At 63.8% G+C, this 20,973-nt stretch carries 22 protein-coding genes and 3 tRNA genes; 12 read left to right on the top strand and 13 right to left on the bottom strand.

Features of this window, described 5'->3' with window-relative positions:
• Positions 1–45: 45 nt before the first annotated feature.
• Complete coding sequence (locus ACSE4D_RS03425; protein WP_135537481.1) at positions 46–1,056, top strand: polyprenyl synthetase family protein; 1,011 nt, start codon at positions 46–48, stop codon at positions 1,054–1,056.
• 58 nt (positions 1,057–1,114) lie between these two features.
• The gene (locus tag ACSE4D_RS03420; RefSeq protein WP_135537177.1) at positions 1,115–2,182 is read left to right on the top strand and encodes a permease; all 1,068 of its coding nucleotides are present in this window, start codon (positions 1,115–1,117) and stop codon (positions 2,180–2,182) included.
• A gap of 43 nt (positions 2,183–2,225) precedes the next feature.
• Here the strand turns inward: ACSE4D_RS03420 and ACSE4D_RS03415 are convergent, their stop codons facing one another.
• From ACSE4D_RS03415 to rarD, 4 genes are all read right to left on the bottom strand, one after another.
• Positions 2,226–2,981: a hypothetical protein gene (locus tag ACSE4D_RS03415; RefSeq protein WP_436326644.1), complete on the bottom strand. Its 756-nt coding sequence runs from the start codon at positions 2,979–2,981 to the stop codon at positions 2,226–2,228.
• A complete protein-coding gene (locus tag ACSE4D_RS03410; protein ID WP_135537175.1) occupies positions 2,978–3,895 on the bottom strand; it encodes an ABC transporter ATP-binding protein in 918 nt (305 codons plus the stop codon). The genes ACSE4D_RS03415 and ACSE4D_RS03410 overlap by 4 nt, the downstream gene beginning before the upstream one ends.
• Before the next feature lie 3 nt (positions 3,896–3,898).
• On the bottom strand, positions 3,899–4,300 hold the full coding sequence (locus tag ACSE4D_RS03405) for a GntR family transcriptional regulator (protein WP_135537480.1): 402 nt from the start codon (positions 4,298–4,300) through the stop codon (positions 3,899–3,901).
• 224 nt (positions 4,301–4,524) lie between these two features.
• Positions 4,525–5,439 carry an EamA family transporter RarD gene (rarD, locus tag ACSE4D_RS03400; protein ID WP_240689509.1) on the bottom strand — a complete coding sequence of 305 codons (915 nt, stop codon included), beginning with the start codon at positions 5,437–5,439 and terminating at the stop codon, positions 4,525–4,527.
• A 180-nt stretch (positions 5,440–5,619) separates the two neighbouring features.
• On the opposite strand from rarD, the gene ACSE4D_RS03395 reads away from it, so the two are divergent.
• On the top strand, positions 5,620–7,038 hold the full coding sequence (locus ACSE4D_RS03395) for an FAD-dependent oxidoreductase (protein WP_436326643.1): 1,419 nt from the start codon (positions 5,620–5,622) through the stop codon (positions 7,036–7,038).
• A 293-nt stretch (positions 7,039–7,331) separates the two neighbouring features.
• The gene (locus ACSE4D_RS03390) at positions 7,332–8,258 is read left to right on the top strand and encodes a GTP pyrophosphokinase (RefSeq protein WP_135537173.1); all 927 of its coding nucleotides are present in this window, start codon (positions 7,332–7,334) and stop codon (positions 8,256–8,258) included.
• 17 nt (positions 8,259–8,275) lie between these two features.
• Here ACSE4D_RS03390 and metE read toward each other — a convergent pair whose 3' ends face one another.
• The 3 genes from metE to ACSE4D_RS03375 all read right to left on the bottom strand — a co-directional run bounded on the left by metE (position 8,276) and on the right by ACSE4D_RS03375 (position 12,410).
• On the bottom strand, positions 8,276–10,630 hold the full coding sequence (metE, locus tag ACSE4D_RS03385; RefSeq protein ID WP_436326642.1) for a 5-methyltetrahydropteroyltriglutamate--homocysteine S-methyltransferase: 2,355 nt from the start codon (positions 10,628–10,630) through the stop codon (positions 8,276–8,278).
• Complete coding sequence (locus tag ACSE4D_RS03380) at positions 10,627–11,667, bottom strand: methylenetetrahydrofolate reductase (protein WP_425120389.1); 1,041 nt, start codon at positions 11,665–11,667, stop codon at positions 10,627–10,629. Before ACSE4D_RS03380 ends, metE begins: the two co-directional genes overlap by 4 nt.
• 251 nt (positions 11,668–11,918) lie before the next feature.
• Positions 11,919–12,410, bottom strand: coding sequence for a YajQ family cyclic di-GMP-binding protein (locus ACSE4D_RS03375; RefSeq protein ID WP_135537170.1), 492 nt, complete (start codon positions 12,408–12,410; stop codon positions 11,919–11,921).
• 160 nt (positions 12,411–12,570) lie between these two features.
• Between ACSE4D_RS03375 and ACSE4D_RS03370 the strand changes: the two genes are divergently transcribed.
• From ACSE4D_RS03370 to ACSE4D_RS03350, 5 genes are all read left to right on the top strand, one after another.
• A tRNA-Tyr gene (locus ACSE4D_RS03370) sits at positions 12,571–12,652 on the top strand.
• Between the two features lie 145 nt (positions 12,653–12,797).
• On the top strand, positions 12,798–13,406 hold the full coding sequence (locus ACSE4D_RS03365) for a DUF1992 domain-containing protein (protein WP_135537169.1): 609 nt from the start codon (positions 12,798–12,800) through the stop codon (positions 13,404–13,406).
• Between the two features lie 115 nt (positions 13,407–13,521).
• Positions 13,522–14,322: a glycerophosphodiester phosphodiesterase gene (locus ACSE4D_RS03360; RefSeq protein WP_135537168.1), complete on the top strand. Its 801-nt coding sequence runs from the start codon at positions 13,522–13,524 to the stop codon at positions 14,320–14,322.
• 134 nt (positions 14,323–14,456) lie between these two features.
• Positions 14,457–14,529, top strand: a tRNA-Thr gene (locus tag ACSE4D_RS03355).
• A gap of 27 nt (positions 14,530–14,556) precedes the next feature.
• A tRNA-Met gene (locus tag ACSE4D_RS03350) sits at positions 14,557–14,630 on the top strand.
• A 160-nt stretch (positions 14,631–14,790) separates the two neighbouring features.
• Here ACSE4D_RS03350 and ACSE4D_RS03345 read toward each other — a convergent pair.
• Positions 14,791–15,072: a hypothetical protein gene (locus ACSE4D_RS03345; protein ID WP_135537167.1), complete on the bottom strand. Its 282-nt coding sequence runs from the start codon at positions 15,070–15,072 to the stop codon at positions 14,791–14,793.
• Between the two features lie 12 nt (positions 15,073–15,084).
• Between ACSE4D_RS03345 and ACSE4D_RS03340 the strand changes: the two genes are divergently transcribed.
• Positions 15,085–15,330, top strand: coding sequence for a hypothetical protein (locus ACSE4D_RS03340; protein ID WP_135537166.1), 246 nt, complete (start codon positions 15,085–15,087; stop codon positions 15,328–15,330).
• 172 nt (positions 15,331–15,502) lie between these two features.
• Here ACSE4D_RS03340 and ACSE4D_RS03335 read toward each other — a convergent pair whose 3' ends face one another.
• The 4 genes from ACSE4D_RS03335 to istA all read right to left on the bottom strand — a co-directional run bounded on the left by ACSE4D_RS03335 (position 15,503) and on the right by istA (position 19,120).
• The gene (locus tag ACSE4D_RS03335) at positions 15,503–15,913 is read right to left on the bottom strand and encodes a hypothetical protein (RefSeq protein WP_135537165.1); all 411 of its coding nucleotides are present in this window, start codon (positions 15,911–15,913) and stop codon (positions 15,503–15,505) included.
• Between the two features lie 136 nt (positions 15,914–16,049).
• Positions 16,050–16,652 (bottom strand): HIRAN domain-containing protein, encoded by a 603-nt coding sequence (locus ACSE4D_RS03330; RefSeq protein ID WP_135537164.1) that lies wholly within the window; start codon positions 16,650–16,652, stop codon positions 16,050–16,052.
• A 162-nt stretch (positions 16,653–16,814) separates the two neighbouring features.
• Positions 16,815–17,591 carry an IS21-like element helper ATPase IstB gene (gene istB, locus ACSE4D_RS03325; protein WP_426936288.1) on the bottom strand — a complete coding sequence of 259 codons (777 nt, stop codon included), beginning with the start codon at positions 17,589–17,591 and terminating at the stop codon, positions 16,815–16,817.
• Entirely contained in the window at positions 17,591–19,120 is a 1,530-nt protein-coding gene (istA, locus tag ACSE4D_RS03320; protein WP_436326641.1) for an IS21 family transposase, read from the bottom strand. Before istA ends, istB begins: the two co-directional genes overlap by 1 nt.
• Before the next feature lie 247 nt (positions 19,121–19,367).
• Here istA and ACSE4D_RS03315 point away from each other — a divergent pair, with 247 nt between their 5' ends.
• Positions 19,368–19,673, top strand: coding sequence for a hypothetical protein (locus ACSE4D_RS03315; RefSeq protein WP_135537163.1), 306 nt, complete (start codon positions 19,368–19,370; stop codon positions 19,671–19,673).
• Positions 19,674–19,990: 317 nt separating this feature from the next.
• On the opposite strand, the gene ACSE4D_RS03310 is transcribed toward ACSE4D_RS03315, so the two are convergent.
• Positions 19,991–20,254 (bottom strand): DUF3263 domain-containing protein, encoded by a 264-nt coding sequence (locus ACSE4D_RS03310; protein ID WP_135537162.1) that lies wholly within the window; start codon positions 20,252–20,254, stop codon positions 19,991–19,993.
• 134 nt (positions 20,255–20,388) lie between these two features.
• Here ACSE4D_RS03310 and ACSE4D_RS03305 point away from each other — a divergent pair, with 134 nt between their 5' ends.
• Positions 20,389–20,604 (top strand): hypothetical protein, encoded by a 216-nt coding sequence (locus ACSE4D_RS03305; RefSeq protein WP_135537161.1) that lies wholly within the window; start codon positions 20,389–20,391, stop codon positions 20,602–20,604.
• The last annotated feature ends 369 nt before the right edge of the window (positions 20,605–20,973 follow it).

Genomic DNA, 20,973 nt, shown 5'->3' with positions numbered 1-20,973 from the left:
AAGGACAACGGCATGCCGACACCGACTACGACGAATGACGAGGACATGAGCCACCTAGCCTCTCCGGCCACCTTCACCGGTGACGACGCCCAGCTCGCGGCGGAGATCTCGACTCAGTTGGAAACCGTGGAGGCCAAACTCTACGAGGTGACCGAACAGACCCGCAGGCTCCCCGACGAGACCTCGAAGCACCTGTTGGCCGCCGGCGGCAAGCGGGCGCGCCCGAACCTCGTCCTGCTCACCGCCCGCCTCGGCGACGCCGAGAACGAGGACATCATCGATGCGGCCGTGGCCGTCGAACTCATTCACCTCGCCTCGCTCTACCACGATGACGTCATGGACGATGCTCCCGTGCGCCGCGGTGCGAAGGCCGCTCATGAGGTGTGGGGCAATTCGGTGGCGATCCTCACCGGCGATCTGCTCTTCTCCAAGGCCTCGGGGGTCACCGCGAAGCTCGGTCCCGAGGCCGTGCGCATCCAGGCCGAGACCTTCGAACGTCTCGTCCTCGGCCAGCTCAACGAATTCGCCGGACCGCCCGAAGACGCCGACGAGATCGAGCACTACATCCAGGTGCTCGCCGATAAGACCGGATCGCTCATCGCCACCTCGGCGCGGTTCGGTGTCATGTTCTCCGGCGCCGATCAGGCACTCGCCGAACCCGTCAGGATCTTCGGCGAACGCGTCGGCGTGGCCTTCCAGCTCGCCGATGACATCATCGACCTGACCACGACATCCTCGGAATCGGGAAAGACCCCGGGCACGGACCTGCGCGAACGCGTCCCCACCCTGCCCGTCCTCTACGTGCGTGCCGCTGCCGCCGCCGGCGATGACTCCGCGACCGAGGTGGTCCGACTCCTCGACGCCGACCTCACTTCCGATGCGGCTCTGGAGTCCGCTCGCGCGGCCCTGGCCGCTCATCCCGTGACCGAGCGAGCACGCACCGAGGCCGTGCGGTGGGCCGATGACGCCAAGGAGGCACTGGCCGCGCTGCCCGCCGGGCGGGTGAAGGAAGCGCTGTTCGCCTTCGCCGACTCCGTCGTCGCACGCAGCTCCTGAGCGTCCTCACACTTCTCAGTCTCTGCCGTTTCGGCCAGGCCGCAAAGGAACCTCATCGATGACCGTCGACTCGGCAGCCTCACCGTCTCCGAGTGCGAAGACACTCACACCGGCCGACTGGGTCGGCCTCGGCGTGCTCGCCGTGTTCCTCCTGGTGGGCCTGAGCTGGTCGAAGTGGCTGCCCTACTGGGACAAGGCGTGGGCGCTGAGCAGAACCTCCCTGTGGGACGGTGCTCCGCTCTTCGATGCTGCCGGGGAGGCCGTGTCGCTGTCGGGAGCCTGGGACTTCACTCTTGTGTACTTCACCGCAGTGTGGAAAGCCCTGCTCGTGGCGCTGCTCGTCGCCGCCGTCATCGACGCTCTCGTGCCGCGCGACTGGCTGCTGCGGCTGCTCAATCGGCGCAGCCATGCCGGTCAGTCTCTCGTCGGTGCCGCCCTGTCGATGCCGTCGATGATGTGCACCTGCTGTGCGGCCCCGGTGGCCGCGGGACTGCGTGAGACGGGGGTGCGTCGTTCGGCGGCACTGGCCTACTGGGTGGGCAACCCGCTGCTCAACCCCGCTGTGCTCATCTTCTTGGCCTTCGTCCTGCCGTGGCAGTACACGGCCGTGCGCCTGGTCTTCGCTGTTCTCATCGCTGTGGGTGCCAGCGCCCTCATCGGACGGTGGGTGACCGGACGCAACGATCCGGTGCCCGACCCGAGCCCCGCCTCGGCGACGGTGTCGTCTCTTCCCGTGCGCTTCCTGCGCTCCCTGGGGCGGTTCACGCTCATCCTCGTGCCCGAGCATATTCTGCTCGTCTTCCTCATCGGACTGCTCGCTCCGTGGCTGACCGGCGTCTTCGGTCTCGAAGCGCAGCTGGGCGCCGGTGCCGTCCTCGTCGTCGCGGTCGTCGGCACCCTGCTCGTCATCCCCACCGGCGGAGAGATCCCGATCATTCTCACCCTCGTGCCGCTGGGCGTCGGAGCCGGTGTCACCGGCGCCCTGCTCGTCGCGCTGCCCGCGCTGAGCATCCCGTCGATGGTCATGGTCGGCAAGGCGATGGGATGGCGGACGACCGCGGCCATGGGAGTCGCCGTCGCCGTCTCAGCGGTGCTCGCCGGTGGGATGCTGGCGCTGCTGAGCTGAAGTGCCGCACTGCCTCGTCGGGCTCGTCAGTCCTGATCCGATATCAGGTGGTCAGGCGACGCAGTGTGAGATAGGAGCCGAGGGCGAAGACCGCGCACAGCCCCAGCGCCCAGAAGGTGAGCCCGAGGGCTGAGGACTGAGCGAACCACATCCACACTTCGGCCCAGGCCCGATTGACGCTCACGATCGCCGCTGCTCCCATGAGGAGAAGCGCGATTGCCAGAAGCGAGATGGTGAGGACGAGGAACCCGAATCGCTTGTTGACGATGGCGAACCAGAAGCCGAGGATGAACGTCAGCATGGTGAGGACGAAGTAGGTCAGTCCCGCAGCCAAGGGCCCACCCTCCCAAACCCAGGGCAGGTAGGCGAAGTAGCCGTTGATGCCGTAGCCGTTCGTGGCCTGCTCGATGAGGCCGAGGAGGACGAAGACGAGGGAGATCCCGAACGCACTCAGCGCCGCGGCCAGGAGCGAGCCGAGGTAGAACTCGCGGCGGGTGAGGCTCATCGCCTGGGAGAAGTAGAAGGTCAGATTCATTGCTTGGGCGCCCACTACAGCGAAGTACCACAGGGGTGCCTGCGACCCACCGCTGTACATCGGCCCCTCGACACCCGAAGAGGAGATGATCCAGTAGACGCTCAGGGTGATGAGCCAGATCCCGCCGAGGACGAGGACGGGGACCCAGACGAAGGTCTGCGTATTGGTGAATTGGAGTCGGACGACACCCCAGGTCCGGTTCTTCGGCCCGGCAGCGGGTCGGATGCTGGCGGCGGAGGCGGAGGCGGAGGCGGTGGCGGTCATGGCTGAAGGCTCCTGTGTTCGGTGTCGGGCACGGATCGGCCGTCGGCCCCACTCTGAGTGGTGCGCACGACGAGCTGCTGCAGAGAGACGGGAGTGAGATCCAGGTTGGCCTCGGCGATGAATTCGCGGTCGAGGGTGCTGAGGTGTCCGAGCATCGTCACAGACGACACCCGCCCCAATGTCTCGCTGTGGATGACCTCACGTCCGGCGACAAGACGTCGGATCGCATCATCATCGCCGACGATGTTGACAGCGCGGCCGCGGACCGCCTCGGCGGATTCGTCCATGATGATCCGGCCGCGGTCGATGACGATGACGTTCTCGATGAGGTTCGCCACCTCGTCGATGAGGTGGCTCGAGAGCACGATAGTGCGCGGGCATTCCGCGTAGTCGGCGATGAGGCGGTCGTAGAAGAGCTGCCGGGCCACGGCGTCGAAACCCAGGTACGGTTCGTCGAAGAAGGTGACTTCGGCCCGCGAAGCCAGACCGATGATGACGCCGATGGCGGACTGCTGACCGCGGGAGAGCTTCTTGATCGGGGTCTTCAGGGGAAGGCGGAAGTCATCGACGAGCTCCTCGGCGAACGACCGGTCCCAGTGCGGGAAGAAGCGCCGGGCATTGGCAAGTGCGTGCTTGGCGGTCGCATCCTCCGGGTATTTCTGGCTCTCCCTGACGAAGCACATGCGGTTGAGTACGCGGGCGTTCTCGTACGGGTGCTCGCCGAAGACGTCGATGTCACCGCTGGTGGCGAAGTCCTGTGCCGTGAGGATCGACATCAGTGTGGTCTTGCCGGCTCCATTGCGGCCGAGCAGTCCGTAGATCGCGTCCTGTTCGATGGTGAGGGAGACATCGTCGAGTGCCTTCGTCTTCTTGTAGGTCTTCGTGAGGTGGCGGACTTCGATGACGGCATTCATGTCTCATCCTTTCGTGGTGACCGGATCGATGGCACTGGTCAGTCGGAGCTCTCGGGAGCGCTCTGTGATGAGCGCGATCACGTCCTCGGATCCCAGCCCCAGCCGATCGGCCTCATTGAGCAGGGGAGTGATGTAGGTGTCGGAGAACGTGGTGCGGTGCTCGTTGATGAGGAGGCCGCGAGCGCCTTCGGTGACGAACATTCCGATTCCGCGTCGCTTTTCGAGCACGCCCTTGGCGACGAGGAGATTGATCCCCTTGGCCGCCGTGGCGGGATTGATCGAGTAGAAGCTCGCGAGTTCGTTCGTCGACGGGGCCCGGGACATCTCGGACAGGGTCCCGTCGATGATCGAGTCCTCTACGCGCTCGGCGATCTGCGCGAACAGGGGTCTGCCGTCGTCGATCATATTCAACTCCATGTCTGTTGGTTAGTTACTCAACTAATGAACCATGGGGGTGAGGATGATGTCAAGGGCTTCCGGCGGAATCCGTTGGACTCTGAACCCGGCAGCCAGCGGATGGGCGCCGACGGGCTGGTGTTTGGCATGATCGGATCACGGGTTTCGGGTGGTTCCGAGGGGGCTGCCGACTCCGGCGGAAGTGGCGTCCACCGACTCCGGCGGAGGCGGTGTCACGGACGACGACGGCTTGTGCGCACGAGATCGGTGCAGAGCAGGATGACGGCGATCCAGATGATGAAGAAGCCGATCCACCGCGGTGTCGACATCAGCTCACCGAGCACCGTGACGCCGAGGATGAACTGGAGGGTCGGAGTGAGGTACTGGAGCATGCCCACCCAGGACAGGGGGATGCGGCGCGCCGCGGCGCTGAAGAGGATGAGCGGGATGGCCGTGGCGGGACCGGTGATGATGATGACGAACACGTGCCATCCGCCCAAGCCGCTGAACGTCTGCAGACCCAGCGAGCCGAGGACGATGAGGTAGATCGCTGAGGGCACGGCGAGGACGAGGCTCTCGACGGTCATGCCCTCGAGCGCACCGACACGGGAGCCGACCTTGTTCTTCACGAGCCCGTAGAGGCCGAATGACAGGGCCACCGTGAACGCGAGGTAGGGGATGCGGCCGAGGCTGACCCCGACGACGATCACAGCCAGGAGGCCGAAGCCCACGGCCGTCCACTGCAGCGGGCGCAGCTTCTCACCGAGGAAGACCACGCCGAGGCCGATCGACAGCAGCGGATTGAGGTAGTAACCGAGCGAGATCTCGACGAGCTGGTTGGTTTCGACGCCGTAGATGAACGTCGTCCAGTTGATCGCGATGAGCACCGAGGCGAGCAGCAGGAGCCCGAAGGTGCGCGGTGAGCGAAGGATCTGCCAGGTGCGGGCGTACCCGCCGGTGAAGACGAGGAGGAGGGCGCAGAACACCAGCGACCAGATGACTCGGTGGGAGACGAGCTCGAGCGCACCCGTGGGAGCTGCGGCTGCGAAGAGCAGCGGCATGACTCCCCACAGCAGGTAGGCGGAGAATCCGTTGATCAGGCCGGCACGGCGGATTGCGCTCTCATCGGGTCCTGGGTCTGTGCTCACTCGCCCCAGTCTACTGAGAGTCGGGCAGCGACCGGGCGGGGCCCCGCACATGAGACGCAATCGAACCCGGCGCGGCTGGTTGGGAGCCAGCTGGGTGCGAAGTGCGAGCTTGGTCACGTCATTGTAAGGATCACCTACATTGACGATAGACTCGCTGTGACTGAATAGAGAGGTGTGAGAATGACTCGACCCTTCCGGGTGGCCATCGTCGGCGCCGGTCCTGCCGGGATCTACGCTGCCGATCTCATGATGAAGGCGGAACGCGATTTCGATCTGAGCATCGATCTCTTCGACCGCCTGCCGACTCCCTTCGGCCTCGTCCGCTACGGCGTCGCACCCGACCATCCGCGGATCAAGGGCATCATCAATGCCCTGATCAAGGTCCTCGACCGTGGTGACATCCGCCTGTTCTCGAACGTCGAATACGGCGTCGATCTCCACCTCGAGGAGCTCACCGACCGCTACGATGCCGTGATCTTCTCCACCGGCTGCTTCGTCGACGCCGCACTCGACCTGCCCGGCATCGACCTGCCCGGCTCCTACGGGGCCGCAGAGTTCGTCAACTGGTACGACTCGCATCCCGATGTCAGCCAGGAATGGCCGTTGGACGCGCAGCGCGTCGCCGTCATCGGCAACGGCAATGTCGCCCTCGACGTCGCCCGGGTGCTCGCGAAGCAGGCCGATGACCTCCACACCACCGAGATCCCCGACCATGTCTACGAGGGACTCAAGACCTCGCAGGTCACCGACGTCCACATCTTCGGCCGCAGGGGACCGGCCCAGGCGAAGTTCACCCCACTCGAGCTGCGGGAACTCGGACAGGTCAAAGACGTCGACGTCATCGTCTACCCCGAGGACTTCGAATTCGACGAAGGCTCTATGGCCGCCATCGAATCGAGCAACCAGACCAAACAGGTCGCGAAGACGCTCACGGACTTCACCATGCGTGAACCGACAGGGGCGAAGCGTCGCCTCCACCTCCACTTCCTCCACGCACCGGTGGCCATCCTCGGCGAGGATCGGGTGACCGGACTGCGGACCGAACGAATGGAACTGGACGGTGCCGGAGGAGTCAACGGAACCGGAGACTTCCACGATTGGGAGCTCGACGCCGTCTACCGTGCCGTCGGCTACGCCGGCACGAAGCTGCCGCAGCTGCCCTTCGACGAGCGCAAGCGCGTCATCCCCAACCATGAGGGGCGCGTCGTCGACTCTGACGACCAGACGAAGGCGGCCGAGGCCGACGTCGTCCAGGGCGTCTACTCGACCGGGTGGATCAAGCGCGGACCCGTCGGGCTCATCGGTCACACGAAGGGCGATGCGCTCGAGACCATCGGGCATATCCTCGACGACCGGGCCGCCGGTGTGCTCACCGACCCCGTCTACCCGGACGAGTCGGCCATCGTCGAACTCTTCGAATCCAAGGGCATCGACTATGTCGATTGGGAGGGCTACCACCGGGTCGAGTCCGCTGAGAAGGCCGCCGGCGAAGCCGAAGGTCGTGAACGGATCAAACTCGCCACCCGCGAGGCGATGCTCGCCGAGGCGCGCGGCCACGTCACCGCCGAATCCGTGGGCCAACCCTCCGGCGGCCACTGACCACCCTGGGCGCTGATCACTCCGGGTGCTGAACCCCTCGGTCACTGACCTCCTGGGGTGCTGACGCCGCCGGGGCATCCCGCACCGCCGGCGTCACCGCCTCCCGGCAGCGTCACCGCCTCCGCTGAGCGGCCAAACGCCCCGGCAACGTCATCTCCTCCCGGCGCACCGAGAGGACGAGTCGCTGCCGGGGCGTGATGCGTCCACCGCGTAGAGTCGAATACAGCTGACCGGCACCGAAAGGGTCGCCGGCACGCACCGGAACCAGACCGTCGGCAGGCAGGGGAGACCTCGTGAGAAACGAATCGCTGCTCAGAGCGATCGTCGAACGTGCTTATGCCGAACGACTTGATGCCTGGCAGGCGGCAGCCGTGCGGATCAAGCACTGGCTCAAGGAGCAGCAGAAGGGTCTGCTCAAAGACAAAGACATCTCGCGCCTCGATGTCGATGGGCACCGGATCAAGGATGCCGCACGGACCCTGGCGAAACTCAGCGAGAAGTCCGAAGAGGACCCGCAGCTGACGGTCGACAGCGCCGAGGACGTCGAGGACCAGATCCGTGACATCGTCGGCATCAAGGTGCTGTGCAAGTCACCGCGGGACCAGCGGATGATGTTCGATGCTCTGCGCGACCCCGAACAGCTCGGCACCTTCGAACTCATCGAATCGAAGGACTATACGGACCCGCCGAAGGCCAGCGGCTACCGTGCCTGCCATGTCATCCTCCGCATCCCCTCCGACCTCGGACAGCCGGTGTTCGCCGAGATCCAGGTGAAGACCCGTCTGCAGGATGCGTGGAGCGAGCTGACCCACGAGGACATGTACAAGCCCGGTGCGGCGATGAAGCCGAGCAAGCTGCACGGCGAGTTCGCTCGTGCGATGGCGAATATGCTCGCCACCGTCGATGACATGGCCGACACCCTGGCCCTCGAGCTCACCGCGCTGACCAACCCCGAGCCGGTCCTCGAGCTCGACGAGCTGCGCGAACAGGACACCGGGATCGAGGTCCGGGTCCGCGCGACGGGCCCGAAGTATGCGCTCGCCGTCGACGGGGACGGGCGTCAGGGCCTGGTGCCTGCCTTCGCGATCCGTCGCCTCAGCGAGACGAAGGGCACGATCAAAGTCAACGACTACGTCCGCATCGACGACCGGCTGCGCGTCAGCGTCGAAGAGGATTCGAAGGGCCTGTACTACATTCCCCTCGATCTGCCGCGACGCTGACGCAGCAACCGTCACCCTCACCGAGGCGGCTGACCGGCTCCCACGAGGGCGTGATCTCCGCGTCCCCGATCGGCACGCGTGGTCAGGACTTCATCGCGCGCGGCGACGAGGTTGGCCAGCGCGGCACGCACCTCCGGATAGCCGCGCGTCTTGAGCCCGCAGTCCGGATTGATCCACAGACGGTCGGCGGGCACATGCCGCAGCGCAGCCTCGATGAGTTCGACGAGTTCAGGCACCGCGGGCACCCGTGGGGAATGGATGTCATAGACTCCGGGACCGATCTCGCGTTCAAAACCGTACTCCGCGATGTCATCGAGGACCTCCATTCGGGAGCGGGCCGCTTCGATGCTGGTGACATCAGCGTCGAGGGCATTGATCGCGTCGATGATCTCCCCGAATTCCGAATAGCACAGGTGCGTGTGGATCTGGGTGCGCGGACTCACCTGTGCAGCGACGAGCCGGAACGAACGCACGGACCAGTCGAGGTAGTCCGCGCGGTCGGATTCGCGCAGCGGCAACAGCTCCCGCAGGGCGGGTTCGTCGACCTGGATGACACCGATTCCGGCCGCTTCGAGGTCGAGGACCTCATCGGCGAGAGCCAGGGCGATCTGGTCGGCGGATTCGCGCAACGGCACGTCGTCGCGAACGAACGACCAGGCGAGGATCGTCACCGGACCGGTGAGCATGCCCTTGACAGTCCTCGACGTCTGCTGGGCGGTGTAAGCCGACCATTCCACGGTGATCGGATTCGGGCGGGACACATCGCCGAAGAGAATCGGGGGACGGGTGCATCGGGATCCATAGGACTGCACCCACCCGTTGTCGGTGGTCGCGAAGCCGTCGAGGTTCTCGGCGAAGTACTGGACCATGTCATTGCGTTCGGGTTCGCCGTGGACGACGACATCGAGTCCCAGTTCCTCCTGCAGACCGACGACTCGGTCGATCTCGTCCTTCATCAGCGCGGTGTAGTCGGTATCGTCGATGCGGCCCGACCGGTGATCTGCACGGGCGCGGCGCACCTCGGGCGTCTGCGGGAACGAACCGATGGTCGTCGTCGGCAGCTCGGGGATCCCAAGCGTCTGCTGAGCCGCATGACGCGTTGCGAAATCGGTGCGGAAGCCGGTGTGTGCCGCAGCCGCCTCGGTGCGGGCCAGAACCGCATCGTTGTGGACTCGAGCCGATTCGGACCGGGTGCGCCGGGCCCGGTCGGCGCGTTCGAATGCCGCTGCACGCGCCTCGGGAGCCTCGGTGATCGCCGCGGCGAGAGCCTCGACCTCGGTGACCTTCTCCTCGGCGAATGACAACCAGGACGCGACATCGACCGGCAGCGCCGTCTCCTGCTCCACCGTATAGGGCACGTGGAGCAGTGATGTCGAAGTCGACACGCTCACCGTCTCTCGGTTCAGTTCCCGGAGCACGTCGAGGCTGGTGCGCAGATCATCGGCCCAGATATTGCGGCCGTCGATGATGCCGGCGACGAGGCGGACGTGGTCCGGCACCTGTGTGCGCAGACGCTGCACATACTGCGGATCCACGGCTCGGGTGGCGGACGAGATGTCGACACCGAGGGCATCGATGCCGGACCCGGCGAGCCCGTTCAGACCTGCCCGCAGGCTCCCGTACGGGGCGGTGACGAACAGCCGCGGCCGGACCTCGGTCGCGGACAGGGCCGAATAGGTGTGCCGGGCCGCCTCGGCGAGTTCCTCATCGCTCGTGCCGGGAATGTCGGCGACGAGGGCCGGTTCGTCGAACTGGATCCAGTCGACGCCGGCCACGGCGAGCGAGCCGATGATCTCACGGTAGACGGCGGTGAGCTCGTCGAGGCGGTCGAGCGGACGGGTGGTGGTGCCGGGAGCCGGTTTGGTCAGCGCGAGCAGAGTCAACGGCCCGACGAGTACGGGGCGGACGCGATGACCGGCCGCTTCGGCCTCAGCCACGAGTGCGAGCAGGTGCTGCGGGTGCGCGGTGAACGCGGTGTCGTCGGCGAGTTCGGGCACAAGGTAGTGGTAGTTCGTGTCGAACCATTTCGTCATCTCCAAAGGCGGCGTGGACGCGGTGCCGCGGGCGAGGGCGAAGTACTCCGTGAGGTCGAAGTCAGAGCCGGTGGAGGACGAAGGGATGAGACCCACCGTCAGCGCGGTGTCGAGGACGTGGTCGTAGTGGCTGTAGGAGGCCGGAATCGCATAATCCTCACGCAGTCCCAGCCCCGCCAGACGGTGATAGGTCTCGATGCGGAGGGTGTGCACGGAACGGGAGAAGTCATCGGCGTCGATTCGGCCGGACCAGAAGCTCTCCAGTGCCCTCTTCAGCTCACGGCGGGCGCCGATGCGGGGGTATCCGGTGATGGTGGCGGTCGGGAATGGTGCGGTCATGAGCGGGTGTCCTTGTCTGTCGTCGTTGCGGTCGGTTGTGTTGGCGGCCATCGCCGAGGCGGTGGTGGTGGAAGAAGTGAGGTCACTGAGATTCCTTTCTCGTCGAGTGCGGTGAGCACGTCTTCGGTCGTGTTCTGGTCATTGAAGGTATAGAAATGCAGGCCGTCGGCGTCCTGGTCGAGGAGCGCAGCGGTGTGCTCCGCCGTGATCTCGAGCCCGATGCGCCGCGCCGAGGCGGGGTCGGAGATTCCGTCGAAGCGCGCAAGCAGGCCGTCCGGGATGGGCAGGCCCGAGAGGCGAGACATGGTGTGGAGACGGCGGGCGTCGGTGATCGGCAGGATGCCGGGGATGATCGGCAGGGTGATTCCTGCGTGCTCGGCGCGGCGTCTCAGCCGGGAGTACGCGGTGGGGTCGAAGAAGAGTTGGGTGATCGCGAAGTCGGCCCCGTTGCGCTGTTTGGCGGCGAGCACGTCGAGGTCCTCATCGGGGCCGGCCGACTCCGGGTGGCCGGAGGGGTAGGCGGCGACGCCGATCCCGAGACGTCCGGCGGCCAGGCAGGCGACATTCTCGCTTTCGATGCGGCGCAGGAGGCCCACGAGGTCATCGGCGTGGGGCAGGTGACCGGCTGGAAGCGAGGTCTGACCTGCGGGGATGTCGCCGCGTATGGCGAGGAAACCGCGCACGCCGGCACTGAGGAGATGCTCGATCCAGGTGAGGAGCTCGACTTCGGTACCGGCGGTGCAGGCGAGGTGCGCCAACGGTCTGAGCGAGGTGGTGTCGGTGACTTCGCTGATGAAATCGGCGGTGCCCTGCAGCCAGTCGCTGTTCGCCGAAGAGGTGACGGCCAGATAGTCAGGGTGCAGCGAGTCGAGGAACCTCAGCAGCTGCGGCATTCGGGCCGCCTGCGCCGCTGATCGGGGCGGGATGACTTCGAACGACAGCGCTCGCCGCAGCCGGCCGCGAGCGGGCGGGAGACCATCGGCGACGCTGTCGGGCGCCGAGGCCGAGATCCTTGGGGTGAGATGAGTGGAAGGCATGCGGCCATCCTGACAGCGGGGACAGGACGACTCGGTGTCAACGCCACATGGGCGTCACGACCCGTCATCTGAGGGTCAAGCAGCGTCCACTGACGTCAGACGGGGACGTGTTCCGTCATGTTCGCTGCGGCAAGGGTATGGGGCCGGGTCAGCTGCTGCCCGGTGAGGAGGGGGAGGAAGGAGGGACGGAAGGTGAGGGGAGGTGGCGGGTGAGGAGGGGAGTGCTGCGTGCCTCGGGTGCGACGCGCGGATCAGCGGTAGTTCGTGAACTGCAGGTCGACCTCGAGGTCCTGGGACTTGAGCAGGGCGATGACTTCCTGCAGGTCATCACGCTTCTTCGAACTCACACGCAGCTCATCACCCTGGATCTGGGCCTTGACGCCCTTGGGGCCTTCATCGCGGATGATCTTCGAGATCTTCTTCGCATTGTCCTTGTCGATGCCTTCCTTGAGGGACGCATCGATGCGGTACTCCTTGCCGGAGGGGTAGGGCTCACCGTCTTCGAGGGACTTCAGCGAGATTCCGCGCTTGACGAGCTTCGACTGGAAGACGTCGAGGATGGCCTTGACTCGGTCCTCGCTGCTGGCCTTCATCTGTACGGCTTCACCGCTCCAGGCGATGGAGGCGTCGGTGCCGCGGAAGTCGTAGCGTGAATTGATCTCCTTCGCGGCTTGGTTGAGGGCGTTGTCAGCTTCCTGACGGTCGACCTTGCTGACGATGTCGAATGAGGATTCGCTGGCCATGGATGCTCCTTCGTGAGTATTCGTTCGTGCCCGCGGGAAACGGGCGTGGCTTCTGTCGCCGAGTCTAGTCGAGACGTGAGAATGTGACCTGCGACAACCGAGTTGGCGAATCGGACTCGGGCCTTGTATTCTTTTCAGGTGCTCATCGAGCGCCTACTGCGGCAGATTGCCCGAGCGGCCAAAGGGAGCTGACTGTAAATCAGCCGGCATTGCCTTCGAAGGTTCGAATCCTTCATCTGCCACGCAGAACGAGAGAAGCTCCGTGACCGAACGGTCACGGAGCTTCTCTCGTCTCGCACACTTCCCACATTCCCTTGCCAAGCCTGAACCTCGCCTCTAACGTTGAAGGACACCACCCGGCGGACGCGGTGGAGGAGAGGCGAGACGATGGGCGACGATCCGACTGACGCAGGGCCGCCTCGGCGCCTGAATTCGCTGGAGGACCGCAACGCTGTGGTCGAATCCGCCCTCGACAAGGCCATCAGACGCGGTGATTTCGATGATCTGCCCGGCCTCGGTAAACCGTTGACAGGTCTGCACGGTTCGTCCGATCCCGATTGGTGGATCAAGCAGAAGATGGATACCGAGGGCATCAGCGGAGTCGCCCCGGCCGCGTTCCAACTCCGGAAGGAGAACGCCGTCCTCGAAGACACCGTCGACGCCTTCACCGAAGAGGCAGATGTCCGCGACTACCTCGCAGGATTCAACGCCCGAGTGCGAGATGCCGTGATGGACCTGCGCGAAGGCCCGCCGGTCTTCACCCCGCCGCGCAACATCGACGACGAGGTCGCGGCATGGCGCCAACGCCGTGCGCAAGCGACGACCGACATCGGCGCCGGATTGGGGCCGGGAGGGCGCGGAGCGGAACCGGGCACCACGGGCAGGTCTGCGGAAGCCGGCGGTCGCAGTCAGGGGCGCGGTGGCCGACAAGCCGACGAAACGAGCGCGGAGAGGAAGCAGCCACCTCGGCGATGGTGGCGCCGTCTTCGTCGGTGATAGCGGCCCTGGGGTGAAGCCTCAGCAGGCCGGCGCCGGTCAGGGCCAGAGCGGTGACCGTTGGGGGTCCGAGGCCGTCATGCACGTTCGCCCTATCAGGGCATAGGGTGAACCCATGAGCTTTCTGCAGTTCCTTCACGAACGAGGCATGGCCGAACGGCCCGGGGTCGGCAGCCGACCGCTGGTGATTGCGCACCGCGGATATTCGGCAGTTGTGCCCGAGAACAGTCTGGCCGCCGTCGATGCCGCGCGTGCGCTCGGGGTCGACTTCATCGAGGTCGACACATCGACGAGCGCCGATGGCGTGCCCGTGATCCTCCACGACCCTGACCTGGACCGGACCACGAACCGCAGAGGCCCCGTAGCCAACCTCACCGCCGAGGAGCTGTCGTTCGTCGACGCCGGGTCCTGGATGGGGCCCGGATTCCACGGAGTGCGGATCCCCACCCTGTCCGCCGTGATGCGCGACATCCAGCATCGAGGCGGGGAGCTCCTGCTCGAGCTCAAAGGGGAGTGGTCTTCCGGCGCGGTGGCGAGGATCTCCGAGCTCGTGGTCGAGACCGGCATCGCCGACCGGATGATCGTCCAGTCCTTCAACCTCGAAACCCTCGAAACCTGCCGCGACCTCCTGCCCATGGTCGCCCGATTCCTGCTGCGCATGGTGCCCAAGCCCGAAGACATCGAGATCGCCCGTGATCTCGGGGCGGTGGCGATCAATCCCTCCTATAAGGGCTTCACCATGCGGAAATCGGTCGTCACCGAGATCAGGGACAACGACCTCGGGGTGTTCGTCTGGACGGCGGATGAGATGAACGAATGGCGAGAACTTCTTGACGCCGAGGTCGACGGGATCATCACCAACCAACCGGGCCGTCTGCAAGGGTTCCTGGCGGGGCGTTTTGACCCGGTGAGATGATCGTTTCCACTGGTGACAGCTGTGACGGCACAAGAATTGCGCCGGAACTCGCTGCCGAAACGAGGTCGTGTGAGTGACGTCACTCCGGGCCGATTTGCCCTGGCTGCGCGAACCCGTGTAAATTCTTACCTGTTGCCCCGATAGCTCAGTCGGCAGAGCATCTCCATGGTAAGGAGAAGGTCAAGGGTTCGATTCCCTTTCGGGGCTCTCGTGCCGCCTGGAATGCGGCGCTGGGGCGGGGTAGCTCAGCTGGTTAGAGCGCACGACTCATAATCGTGAGGTCGGGGGATCGAGTCCCCCTCCCGCTACTTTCAAGCCCCTCACCAGGGATAACGTCCCGGTGAGGGGCTATTTTTCTGCCCAGAGACGGCCACCGACACGGTTACGACACGCTTTGCATCCACTTGTCGAGCACCCCAACGACACCCTGCGGGCCAATGTTGAGCTTCTGCACGTAGTGCTTCGCCGTCACCCCGACCTCAGAGTGTCCAAGCTGCTTGGCGGGTGTTCGTCGGATTCTTCCCACCGTTTCAACCAGTCGTTTGCGAATGAAGCCAGAGTCGTCGTGCTCGAGGTTTCGCCGGCGATCGTTTGGCCCCGCAGGTCGGTCAGCGGCTCGAGGAGCGCGTTGCGTGCGGCTTCCTTTGCGGCACCGGTTCGGAACCGCGGCACAGTCTTGCCGTTCACCTGTTGGGATCGTGCTGTCGCCCGGTAGTTCTCGCGTTTTCCGGAGACGCTGGTGTTGCCCATGCGGACTGGCTGATGCCGTCACATGTGCGGTCGATCATCAAAGTCGAACGGAAGAACCGCCTGTCGAAGGTTGGGCCGATAAACCCGTCCCTGGCCGACATGAACGACGCCGGCACCGAACTGACAACGGCTCGGGAGCTCACGGCGGCGATCGCATCCGGGCAACTCACCCCCGACCAGCACGACGACTATCTGCACAGTGGCACAGCGTGGTCGGCGTACCGTCGCGGGACCCTCGCGCTGAGGGGAGCGGCATGATTCGCCCCATCGAGTACCTCATCACCCGCCGACGACTCACCCAAGCCCACCGAACCTCACCAAACATCGGGGCCAGAGCCGAACCTCACCAACCGTGTGTCGACACTAGGAAAAATCCCGTGAGGGAGGCGAAGCTCAGGGCATGAACTCACTCGCCGCTGCCAACGCTCCGTCACTGAGCGCGCACATCGACCTCCTCGAGCCGTTTGAACGGCGGCTTCGGCTGGTACTTGTGGGGGCCAAGCGTCAAGATTGCTCTGTGCCCGTCACGGCCACGTTCTTCGTCGAGGAAGCATTTGACGGTGCCGGCTTCGATGCCGGCCTGCCTGATGATTTCGACGACGGTGGAGCATTCGGGCCTGTCCTTGTCGAGATAGCCGACCTTCTCACCGTCGAGGGTCTTCACGTTGACGCGGTCGCCGGATGGTTCGAGTTTGACCCAAGCGTGCTTGAACCGTCCTTCGGGACTGATTTCGTCCCTGCCTTCGTAGCTTTCACAGAGCCAGGGTTTCAGGGCTCGTTCGATTGGTTCCCCTGCGTAGACGCGGGTTTTTGGTCCTTTGAAGATGTCGAAAAATCCCATGCGGGGATGCTAGGTGAGATTGGAGCGTTGGCGTGAAGACGTTCAACGGATGGTCGGAGGGACGAACAGGCGACGGCCCAGGGCGTGAAGGCGCCGGACGGTGAAGATGAGCGACACATTCAAGCGGCGGTGGAGGCTACAGGTCCAGTTCCGCAGCGATCTCAGTCGGCATAACCGCGATCGTGTTGCCCGCCCGACCCATGACCACTCCCACGAACTCTTTGCCGGAGTCGATAGGTTTCGCGAGACGACGAGCAAACCCCTTGTTGACATAGCCATAGATGTGTTTCGAACCGGGACGAGCGACAGCAATCGCGTTCGAATCGTACTTGTTCCCGGGCCGCCGGCGAAGATCAATGTGATCGCCGACTTTCAGCCGTGCGGCAGGGTAGTTCTTCCACCCGCGAACGTTCAGGTAGAAGATCCCAAGTCTTGCCAGGGCCAGGTTGCCAGGGGAGGGGTGCTTTCCGGACTTTTCACTGACGAACCGGTACTCGCCTTCTCGTCGTTCGACTCGAAAGGCGAGACTCCCGCATTCGTCGCGGACCAGCTCCGAATCGGCCTCCTCCTTCGACAACCAAGTCTGGCTCGAGGGTGCGGTGTCAGCGGTTGGGCCCGGGCTGAAGTCTTCTGGAGGCGCATCGATCGTCGGCGGCTTATGTGCAGCCGGCGACCGAACCTTTGCAAGCAGCCAGCATCCGAGCGCAATCACCAGAAGGATGCCGACTACTGCCCACATGAGGAGACCTCCATGTCTACCGTTTGTCAACGGTCAGTAGGAACTGCCCATAGACGGCCACGAGAATTGCCCACTGGTGGCCAATAAAACTGCCCGCTGGTGGCCACGATTTCTGCCCATCGACTCGTTGTGTCCAGTCGTGACCACCCGGGGCCGTCGATATCAGCTCAAAGCAACCACCCCTGCCCCAGAAACGGCCTGGCTGAGTCGAATCGATTCCCCACTGGTCTGGACCAAATGAGCATGATGAAGGAGCCGATCAACCGTCGCCGTAGCCACGGTCTTGGGCATCAGCTGGTCGAAAGCAGAAGGATGGAGATTCGACGAAATCGCGACGGATCTCTTCTCATAAGCAGCATCGACAAGCCGATACAGACCTTCGGCAGCATCATCACTGACCGGCAGCAGCCCGATGTCGTCAACGATCACGAGATCGGCTCGCAACAGCCGCTGAACAGTCTTCGTCACCTGGTCATCAGGACGATGAGCACGAACGAGTCCGCCCAGATCTTCCAGCTTCAGCCAGGACACGCGTCCACCGCCGTCGATGACTTTCTGTCCCAGCGCTTCCAGGAAGAACGATTTGCCGGTTCCCGCGGGCCCACAGATGGCCAGGTTCTCCTTCCGCCCCACCCACTCCAGCGTCGACAGCGCCTGCTGCGTGGGTACAGGAATCGATGACACTTCCTCATCCCAGGACTCGAACGTCTTGCCCGTGGGAAACCCGGCCTGCTTCCGCCGGGTCGCTAACATCGCCGCCGATCGGCCACGAGATTCCTCGACTAACAATGCCCGCACGACCTCGACCGGCTCCCACCGTTGCGCTTTCGCCGTGGCCAACAACTCGGGGGCAAGACTGCGCGCATACGGCATCTTCAACCGTCGCATCAGCGCCTCGACCTCGGTATCAAGGACTGGCGCCTGGGCAGAGACAACCATCACAGCTCACCCCCGTCCGCAGTCGTCGACGGTGAGCTCATCGCCTGCCATCCCACAGTCCCCTGCGCCAGGGACGCATCCTCACCCGCACTGCGACTGCCTTGATCAGCAACCCGGTGGGCCAGCAGCGACGCCACATCACCAGTGCCGAAGCGACCATAGGCAGCCGCCGTACCCAGGACCTCATCGACACGTTCTCGACCATGCAACCGCGACAGTGCCACGGCCTGGCCCATCTTCTGTCGCATCCTCGACGTCCCTGCCGCGGCCGCCTCACGTAACCACTCGTGAGCACCATGCCCAATCATCAGGAACGCTTCCTCATCAGGACTGTTCGCTGTGACCGCATACACTCCGGGCACCTTCTGTGTGGCATCAGTCGGGAAATGCTCGTCATCGATCTTCGGCGATCCGGGCCGGGCCCTGCCGTGTCGGGCGACTTCCCGAACCCCATCACGACCGGCAGCTACGATGATGATCTGTTCTGCCTCGGCGACACCGTGGACGCGGACGAAGACCTCGGACCCCAGGAGTGCATGCGGTACCGAATACTGCCCGGACTCGAAAGCGACCATCGGCGTATTGACCGGAACCTTCCTCGACAGACCGAACGCGATCGTATGCGCCCGGTCCGGGACCGGATGCATCCTCTCCTGCTCCTGACCGATCAAGTCGATCGGACATCGTTTCGTCACCCGATGCTCTTTCTCGTTGATCTCGGACATAAAGGCTTGGCAGGCGGCCTCGAGGTCAGCAAACGAAGCGTACTCATTGCGCAGGTTCGTGGCTGTGGGCACCAGATCAGCCTTCGCGATCTGGACGGACCGCTCCACCCCGCCCTTCGATGCCGGATCGGCCGGCTGACACGTCAGGACCGTCGTTCCGTAGTACTTCGCGAATGAGACTGTGTCGCGATTGCGTACCGGAACCCCGGCGATATGCATCGTCGTGACGGTCTTCTCGTTATCAGTCAACACATAGGTCGGGATGCCGCCGATGAGTCGAAACGTGCGGTCTAAGACCATGAACACCGACGCCAGCGTCTTATCCCGAAGCGGAATGACGATGCGAAACCGCGAGAACGCTAACCACGCGATGAACAACACCGTCTTCACGCCACCGACGACGGGCCCGTCACCGTAGTCGTATTGCAGCCACAGTCCCGGCTCTGCCACCCAGGGACGATGCACACGACGACCTGCTCTTTCATGGATCGCTTTGGCGTGGGCGACGGCACGGCGAGTTGATCTCTCCGAACCTTCATAGCCGAGTCCAAGAAGGCGTTCGTGGACCTTATCGGCACGGATCCTGCCCCCTGAACGGGCTACCAGCTCCGTGATTTTGTCCATGAACTCGTCCGTGACCCGATCACGGCGGACGGGCACGCCCACCGGGCGGCCTTGAGCGCGGGCGGTGACGTGGGCCTTGACTGTGTGGTGTGAACACCCTGCCAACTCGGCTGCGGCTCGGTAGGACCCTGTGGAGTCATACGCTTCTAGAATTTCCATGATTTCTCCGTCAGACTTCATACGCGGCCCCGAACCCTCTCGTGGTGGATGTTGATCGATTAGACACCGTCATCATCTCCCGGAAGTGGTTCGGGGTCGTGTCTCAATGAGAGGTTCTACATGCTCGGATGGGCAGAAATCGTGGCCGCCACTGGGCAGTTCTTATGGCCAGGAACGGGCATTTCTACTGTCCGCCTATGGGCAGTTTTCCATGGCCGCCAACAACCGTTGCCAGAACTTTAACTGAAGTAGTCGGGCAGGAGAAGCTATGAACTGGGACGAAAAGACTGAGGACCACGCGAGCGCTCATCACACCTACGAGCATCGCGGGTACCGCGAGAACAAGCGGTTCCACAAGATGTTCGTCAAAGGTGCGGAGTGGCAACGCGACCAACTCCGCACCGACGAAGCAGTCGAGCTTGCAGCAGAGGCCATCTGGTCCACCGACCCGGCACCCGCACTCGAATCATTCGACGGACCCGATACATGGGACGGGCAGGAACCCGAGATGAAGAACGACTATCGGAAAGCAGCACGGACAGTCATCTCCGTACTACTCGGGGAGGAACCATGAGGCCTGTAAGCAACGGTATGTTGCCTCGGGCGGTCGCGACCGCCCGAGGCAGATACTCGCCACTTCACGTCCGTTCACCATTTCAGGTTTTCCTAAGAGGACGGAACGAAAACCCCGCGAGGGGCACCGTTCAGGAAGTGGGGAGCAACCCCACCATACGCACCCGACATGTGAAAAGGCCGGGCAGACCACAGGCAGGAGGAAAGCTGTGAACCCGAACGAGCAGCCGACACGTCGCCTCGTACGCCCCGAGCCGGGTGAACGGGATCTGATCGAATGGGTCAATACCGACTCTGCAGTAGAGGTGCGAGCAACTGCTAGCGGTTCTTCCACCGTCCTTGCCGTCGTTCGAACGCGAACCGTTCCGCCCGTAACTGCCTGACTCGCTCGACAACATCCGGAGCGTAACTGTAGGCGGCGTCCGTATCCGCCAGCCCCTCGAGTGCAACGGTGTACTTCTCAGGCAGCAGATCGATGCGCCGGCACAACGAGTGACGGGCAGCCGCAGTGTGCGCGGTCTTCTCCAAATCGAGGATCATCCGATCATGCTCGGAGAGCTCGCTCACAGTGCCAGGAACCATGGAAGCCAGTGTGGCATAGGCGGCTGAACTTCATACTTACGTGCGATGCGATCAAAGGACAGTTTTCAGTAGTGTCGCGATGGTTGCCAGAGAATGGCAAAGCCCCTTGAATGAAGCCCGCAAGGAACATCCCCATGAAACTAGTGAAGTCGCTGGTAACCAGCGCCGTGATGGCTACTATGCTCGCCAGCTTCGCTGTAACCCCGGCCGCGGCCTCGAGCCAAAACGAGGTCACCGACCAAGAATTGACGAGCATGCAAGGGGCCTCACCGTACGTCGAAGCCGAGACGGAGGAAGAGGCCATGAAGAAGCTGGACAAAATCGAGCAGGAGAACCCCGGTGGGATATAGGCTCAGGTCGCCAGCGTCCGTTTCGGGCCGTGCGTTCTATACCCAGAAAGCTTCCACACCAGGAAATCGAGCGGTCATAAGTACGGCGGGGTCAAACCGGTCACTGTGTGCACGAAGACGGTAACAGGGATCAAGATGGCCTCCCAACTGCGCTACAAGAACGCGTTGATGTGGGTGAAGACCGGTGTTCAGGTCCCGCAAACTGCGACCGACAAGGACCTAAAGGCTGGAAAGTACCGGTACAAGAAGAAGGACTGGGTCGTTAAGTTTCAGCAGAAGAACATGAACTACCTGTGCAAAGGGACCAGAAGTCACAAGTGGTCGGCGAGCATGATCGGGCGTCTGCGCTATCAAGGTCGAACACTGTGG

The organism is Brevibacterium sp. FAM 27836, from assembly GCF_051351055.1.
Taxonomy (GTDB): Bacteria; Actinomycetota; Actinomycetes; order Actinomycetales; family Brevibacteriaceae; genus Brevibacterium.
The sequence above is the reverse complement of the archived record's forward strand: the minus strand, read 5'-3'. Positions and strand labels throughout refer to the sequence as shown.

Excerpts from the sequence above, each read along its gene's own strand:
- ACSE4D_RS03425 (WP_135537481.1), top strand. The coding sequence starts at position 46 with ATGAGCCACCTAGCCTCTCCGGCCACCTTCACCGGTGACGACGCCCAG.
- ACSE4D_RS03420 (WP_135537177.1), top strand. The coding sequence starts at position 1,115 with ATGACCGTCGACTCGGCAGCCTCACCGTCTCCGAGTGCGAAGACACTC.
- ACSE4D_RS03415 (WP_436326644.1), bottom strand. The coding sequence starts at position 2,981 with ATGACCGCCACCGCCTCCGCCTCCGCCTCCGCCGCCAGCATCCGACCC.
- ACSE4D_RS03410 (WP_135537175.1), bottom strand. The coding sequence starts at position 3,895 with ATGAATGCCGTCATCGAAGTCCGCCACCTCACGAAGACCTACAAGAAG.
- ACSE4D_RS03405 (WP_135537480.1), bottom strand. The coding sequence starts at position 4,300 with ATGATCGACGACGGCAGACCCCTGTTCGCGCAGATCGCCGAGCGCGTA.
- ACSE4D_RS03395 (WP_436326643.1), top strand. The coding sequence starts at position 5,620 with ATGACTCGACCCTTCCGGGTGGCCATCGTCGGCGCCGGTCCTGCCGGG.
- metE (WP_436326642.1), bottom strand. The coding sequence starts at position 10,630 with ATGACCGCACCATTCCCGACCGCCACCATCACCGGATACCCCCGCATC.
- ACSE4D_RS03380 (WP_425120389.1), bottom strand. The coding sequence starts at position 11,667 with ATGCCTTCCACTCATCTCACCCCAAGGATCTCGGCCTCGGCGCCCGAC.
- ACSE4D_RS03375 (WP_135537170.1), bottom strand. The coding sequence starts at position 12,410 with ATGGCCAGCGAATCCTCATTCGACATCGTCAGCAAGGTCGACCGTCAG.
- ACSE4D_RS03365 (WP_135537169.1), top strand. The coding sequence starts at position 12,798 with ATGGGCGACGATCCGACTGACGCAGGGCCGCCTCGGCGCCTGAATTCG.
- ACSE4D_RS03360 (WP_135537168.1), top strand. The coding sequence starts at position 13,522 with ATGAGCTTTCTGCAGTTCCTTCACGAACGAGGCATGGCCGAACGGCCC.
- ACSE4D_RS03345 (WP_135537167.1), bottom strand. The coding sequence starts at position 15,072 with ATGGGCAACACCAGCGTCTCCGGAAAACGCGAGAACTACCGGGCGACA.
- ACSE4D_RS03340 (WP_135537166.1), top strand. The coding sequence starts at position 15,085 with ATGCCGTCACATGTGCGGTCGATCATCAAAGTCGAACGGAAGAACCGC.
- ACSE4D_RS03335 (WP_135537165.1), bottom strand. The coding sequence starts at position 15,913 with ATGGGATTTTTCGACATCTTCAAAGGACCAAAAACCCGCGTCTACGCA.
- ACSE4D_RS03330 (WP_135537164.1), bottom strand. The coding sequence starts at position 16,652 with ATGTGGGCAGTAGTCGGCATCCTTCTGGTGATTGCGCTCGGATGCTGG.
- istB (WP_426936288.1), bottom strand. The coding sequence starts at position 17,591 with ATGGTTGTCTCTGCCCAGGCGCCAGTCCTTGATACCGAGGTCGAGGCG.
- istA (WP_436326641.1), bottom strand. The coding sequence starts at position 19,120 with ATGAAGTCTGACGGAGAAATCATGGAAATTCTAGAAGCGTATGACTCC.
- ACSE4D_RS03315 (WP_135537163.1), top strand. The coding sequence starts at position 19,368 with ATGAACTGGGACGAAAAGACTGAGGACCACGCGAGCGCTCATCACACC.
- ACSE4D_RS03310 (WP_135537162.1), bottom strand. The coding sequence starts at position 20,254 with ATGGTTCCTGGCACTGTGAGCGAGCTCTCCGAGCATGATCGGATGATC.
- ACSE4D_RS03305 (WP_135537161.1), top strand. The coding sequence starts at position 20,389 with ATGAAACTAGTGAAGTCGCTGGTAACCAGCGCCGTGATGGCTACTATG.